Origin of the sequence: Micrococcus sp. ACRRV (genome assembly GCF_022346985.1) — a bacterium.
In the GTDB taxonomy this organism is placed as follows: Bacteria; Actinomycetota; Actinomycetes; order Actinomycetales; family Micrococcaceae; genus Micrococcus; species Micrococcus porci.
Genome location: NZ_JAKRNH010000144.1, coordinates 1 through 4643 on the forward strand (window position 1 = coordinate 1; position 4643 = coordinate 4643).

Below are 4643 nucleotides of genomic sequence, written 5' to 3' on the forward strand. Positions count from 1 at the left end.
CTATTACCCGCCCGGTCGGGGGGGCGGGTATTTTTTTAACAGCCCGGGGGGGGGGGGGGGCCGGGCGGGGGGGGGGGCCCCCCCCCCCGGCCCCCCCCCCCCCCCACCCCCGGGGGGCTCAGGGGTGCCCGGGGTGGCCCGAATGTGATGGAGTGCACGGATCCTGTCCGCGACCTGGGAAGTGACCATGGAGCAGTTCGTCACCGCCGCCAACTCGATCATGTGGAGCCTGCCCATGGTCGTCGGGCTCCTCGCCCTGGGCCTGTACTTCACGATCCGCATGGCGGCTCCCCAGGTGCGGCTGCTCAAGGACATGGTGGGCCAGCTGGTCAGGGGAGGATCGTCGTCGGCGGGGATCAGCTCGTTCCAGTCGTTCGCCATGGCCCTGGGCGGGCGCATCGGGGTCGGCAACATCGCGGGCGTCGCGGCCGCGATCTACCTGGGCGGCCCGGGCGCGCTGTTCTGGATGTGGGTGACGGCGATCCTCGGCGCCCCCGTGGCGCTCGTGGAGAGCTCGCTGGCGCAGCTCTACAAGCACAAGGTCCGCGGCGAGTACCGCGGCGGGCCCGCGTACTACATCCTCGAGGGGCTCGGCCGGAACTGGCGGTGGCTGGCGGTCGCGTACGCCGCGGCCACCGTGTTCGCCACGGTCTTCACCGGCCCGCAGATCCAGGCCAACGCCGTCACCGCCGCCACGACCGAGGCGTGGGGCTGGGACCCGCTGTGGGTGGGTCTCGGGATGGCCGTGCTGTTCTGCGTGATCGTGTTCGGCGGCATGCACCGCCTCGGCCGCACGGTGGGTCTCGTGGTCCCGTTCATGGCCGGCGCGTACATCCTGGTGGGGCTGCTCGTCGTCGGGCTGATGTGGCGGCAGGTCCCCGCGATGTTCGGCCTGATCTTCTCCAGCGCGCTGGCCCTGGACTCGGTCTACGGCGGCATCCTCGGCGCCGCCGTCGCGTGGGGCGTGCGCCGTGCCGTGTACTCCACCGAGATCGGCACCGGTTCGGGCGCCCAGGCCTCGGCGGCCGCCCACGTCTCGCACCCCGTGAAGCAGGGCCTGGCCCAGGCGTTCTCCGCCTACGTGGATACCCTGTTCGTCTGCACCATGACCGGCCTGATGATCCTCGCCACGAACAGCTTCAACGTGCTGGGCCCGGACGGGGAGAGTCTGCTCGCGGAGCACGTGCCCGGCGTCGAGGAGGGCCCGGCGTGGGTCCAGATCGCCATCGACGCGGCACTGCCCGCCTTCGGTCCGTCCTTCGTGGCGATCGCCGTCTTCCTGTTCTCCTTCACCACCCTGCTCTCCTTCGCGTTCTACGCGGAGACGAACGTCGCCTACCTCATCCCGAACAAGACGGCGCAGCGCGCGGTCATCGCGATCGCCCGGCTGCTCCTGGCCGGCTCCATGGTGTTCGGGGCCGTGCAGAGCTCGGCCCTCGTGTGGGCGTTCGCCGACTTCGGCGTCGGCCTCTACACGTGGGTGAACATCGTGGCGCTCATCCTGCTGAGCCCCGTGGCCATCCGGCTGTTCAAGGACTACGACCGCCAGCGCCGTGCCGGCCAGGACCCCGTGTTGGACCCGGCGGCGATCGGCGTCCGCAACGCCCGCCTGTGGGAGCAGATCCACGCGGCATACCAGCAGACGGGCGACCTCGACCGCGCCATGGAGCACGTCGCCGACACCGCCCCGGACACCCGTGCGATCACCGTGGTGCGCGGGGGCCCGGAGCGCGGGGAGGGGTGAGCGGGACGGGGTCGGCCCTGGCTCGCGACGATCCGAGGCTGTCCGGCCGGCCCCCTGGCCGCCGCCTCAGCGGGCCCGCTCGTACAGGCCCAGCGCGTCCCAGGCCACCCAGCCGCCCTCGGCGAGGGTGAACTCCACGACGTTCTCGCCTGCGGCCAGCGCCCCGGTCGGGAGGGTGAACTCGTGGTACGAGCGCAGCAGCGTGGACCCGGGCAGCGTCGCGTCGCCCTCGCGGGAGCCGCGCGTCGCCCCCTTCGCCAGCTCCACGGGCCGTACGCTCTGCCCGTTCACCGCCACGTCGAGACGCCCGCCCAGGCGCGTGGTGTCCACGAACCACAGCGCCAGGTCGACGTCCCGCTGCGGGGCGGCGTCGAGGGTCACCGTCCAGCGGGCGCGGTAGGCCTTCCGACCGGCCCAGGCGTCACCCGGCCCCGGCAGCAGGTACGGCCACGCCGCGGCGGGGGTGTCCACACCCTGGACGTAGTCGATCACGGCCTTCGGGTGGGCCTTCGGGATCTGCCCGTACTGGGCGGGGGCGAAGCGCAGCTCGAGGGACTTCCCGTCGAACTCGCCGATCCGTGCCAGCTCACGGCCGGTCGCGGTCACGGACCTCTGGGACTCGCCCACCACCGCCGAGGACGGGCCACCGCGCCGGCCCGCGTCGGACACCGCGACGACGACGTACCGGAACGCCTCCCCGGCGGGGTCGAGGCCGTGGTGCACGAAACGCGGATACACGGTCTTGCCCACCAGGTGCGTCTCGTCGGGCGTCGCGCCCCTGCCGGACGTCGGCAGGGCGTACACACGATAGTGGTCGATCAGCGGCTCCCACGGCAGGGGTGTCCAGGTCAGCTCGACGCGGGAGATGGCGCCGGTGGCGGCCACGTCGGTGACGGTCTGCGGGTTCTTGCTCATCGGTGTCCTCCTCAGGCCTCGACCAGGCGGCTGCTGCCGGCGGGGGTGGTGAAGCGGGCACTGAGCTCCTTGGGCGCGGTGTCGTCCGACTCCACCCAGGGCACCACCCAGAACGAGGACGTCAGCTGCGCCGGCGTGAACCGCAGGTGCAGGTAGCCGCGCCGCCCGTCGTAGTGGCGCACGTAGTCGTGCCGCACCCAGTCCGGCGTGTACTTGTCCGTCTTCGCACCGTCGCCGTCGGAAGCCGCGGACGTCGTCACCAGTTCGACGCCGGCCGGCCCGGCCGGCAGGCCCGCCGACTCGCCGCGGAGCTCGGCGGCCACGTGCTTGTGGATGTCGCCGGTGAGCATCACGGCGTTGCCCGCGCGCTTCATCTCCGTCAGCAGGCGACGGCGGGCGGCCGGGTAGCCGTCCCACTGGTCGGTGCGGTCATCGGAGATCGGCGCGAGCACGACGCCGCCGGCCAGCACGTTCCACTGACTCTGCGACGTGCGCAGCCGCTCGGTGACCCACCGTTCCTGGGCCGCGCCCAACATGGTGCGGTTCTCGCGCTCGCGGTCGGCGGCGTCGGCCGGCGGGGCGTCTCGGAACTGGCGGGTGTCCAGCAGGGAGATGCGGGCCAGCGCGCCGACGTCGAGCCCCGCCACGATGTCCGACTCCGGCCCCTCCGGCAGGGCGTCGATGTCCACGGGCAGGTTCTCGTAGAAGGCCCGGTAGGCGACGGCGATGCGGTGCGCGAACAGCTCCTCGGGGATACCGGTGGAGGAGGCGGCGCCCACGTAGTTGTTCTGCACCTCGTGGTCGTCCCAGATGGCGACGGCGGCCGCTCGGGCGTGCAGCGCCTGCAGATGCGGGTCCGACTTCGTCAGGGCGTACCGCAGCCGGTACTGCTCGAGGGTCTCGATCTCCACGGCGTGCGCGGGCGTGACCTCGGCCCCCTGACGCCACAGGTTCGCGGCGGTGATGCCGTACTCGTAGATGTAGTCGCCGAGGAAGACGGTGAGGTCCAGGTCCTCTTCCTGCGCCAGGTGGCGGTGAGCGGCGAAATGGCCGTGATACCAGGCCTGGCAGGAGATCAGGCCCACGGTGTAGTCGTCCGTGGCGGAGCCGGCGGTCGGCAGGGTGACGAAACGGCCGACGGGGCTCGTCTTCGGGCCCACCACGAAGCGGTAGAAGTGCTCCGTGCCGGGCGCCAGGCCCTCGACGCGCGGGTGGACGGAGTGCGCGAGCTCCGGCTGGGCCAGCGCGGTGCCGCGGGCCACGATGCGGCGGAAGTCGGCGGTCCGCGCGACCTCCCACTTCACGGGCACCGAGCGCAGCGGCATGCCGCCGTGCCCGTCCTCCGCCAACGGCTCCGGTGCGAGCCGGGTCCACAGGACCGCGCCGTCCGGCCGCGGATAGCCGCTGGCCACCCCGAGTCCGAAGAGGCCGTCCCGCTGGGGCAGCGGCTCGGCGTGTGCCGCGGCGGGGGCGTTCACCCCGAGGGCGAGGACGGCGGCGCTCGCTCCGCTGAGGCCGAGCAGGCGCCGGCGGCTGAGGGTCGGGGAGGGGGAGGACATCGTGGCCTTTCGTGCGTGGGTCGGGTCCGGTCCAGGGGGACCGGCGTGTCGCACCGTAGGGGCGCGGTGTGAACGGCGAGCGAGCATGTGGTGGCTGCCCGGGAACGGGACGGGGTCGGCCGGTGCGTTCCGCGGACACCGACCTCACGCTGATCCGCCCTGTCCTGAGCAACGCCGGTTGAGTTGTCGCGGGTCTTCGCGCCCAGGACCCGCGACAAGTCAACCAGCGTTGCCTCGGGCGGCAGATCCGGGGCCGCCAGCTCCTCTGGTGAATCCGTGCCCGGCGTGGACACGAAGTCCACGTGGACGCCGGCTTCTCCGCCTACGACCTCGTGTTCGTCGAGACCCCCTCCAACCCCGGGCTGCGCGTCGCGGACCTGGCCGACGTCGCCGCCCGCGCCCACGCGAACGGGCGGCGGGACGGG

At 72.8% G+C, this 4643-nt stretch carries 3 protein-coding genes; 1 reads left to right on the top strand and 2 read right to left on the bottom strand.

Annotation, left to right across the window (positions count from 1 at the left end):
* The first annotated feature begins 187 nt into the window (after window positions 1-187).
* Window positions 188-1744, top strand: coding sequence for a sodium:alanine symporter family protein (locus tag MHY29_RS11265; RefSeq protein WP_239241285.1), 1557 nt, complete (start codon window positions 188-190; stop codon window positions 1742-1744).
* Window positions 1745-1810: 66 nt separating this feature from the next.
* On the opposite strand, the gene MHY29_RS11270 is transcribed toward MHY29_RS11265, so the two are convergent.
* Both MHY29_RS11270 and MHY29_RS11275 read right to left on the bottom strand, forming a co-directional pair.
* A complete protein-coding gene (locus tag MHY29_RS11270) occupies window positions 1811-2659 on the bottom strand; it encodes a polysaccharide lyase family protein (RefSeq protein WP_239241287.1) in 849 nt (282 codons plus the stop codon).
* An 11-nt stretch (window positions 2660-2670) separates the two neighbouring features.
* On the bottom strand, window positions 2671-4218 hold the full coding sequence (locus MHY29_RS11275; RefSeq protein WP_239241289.1) for an alkaline phosphatase: 1548 nt from the start codon (window positions 4216-4218) through the stop codon (window positions 2671-2673).
* Window positions 4219-4643 lie beyond the last annotated feature (425 nt).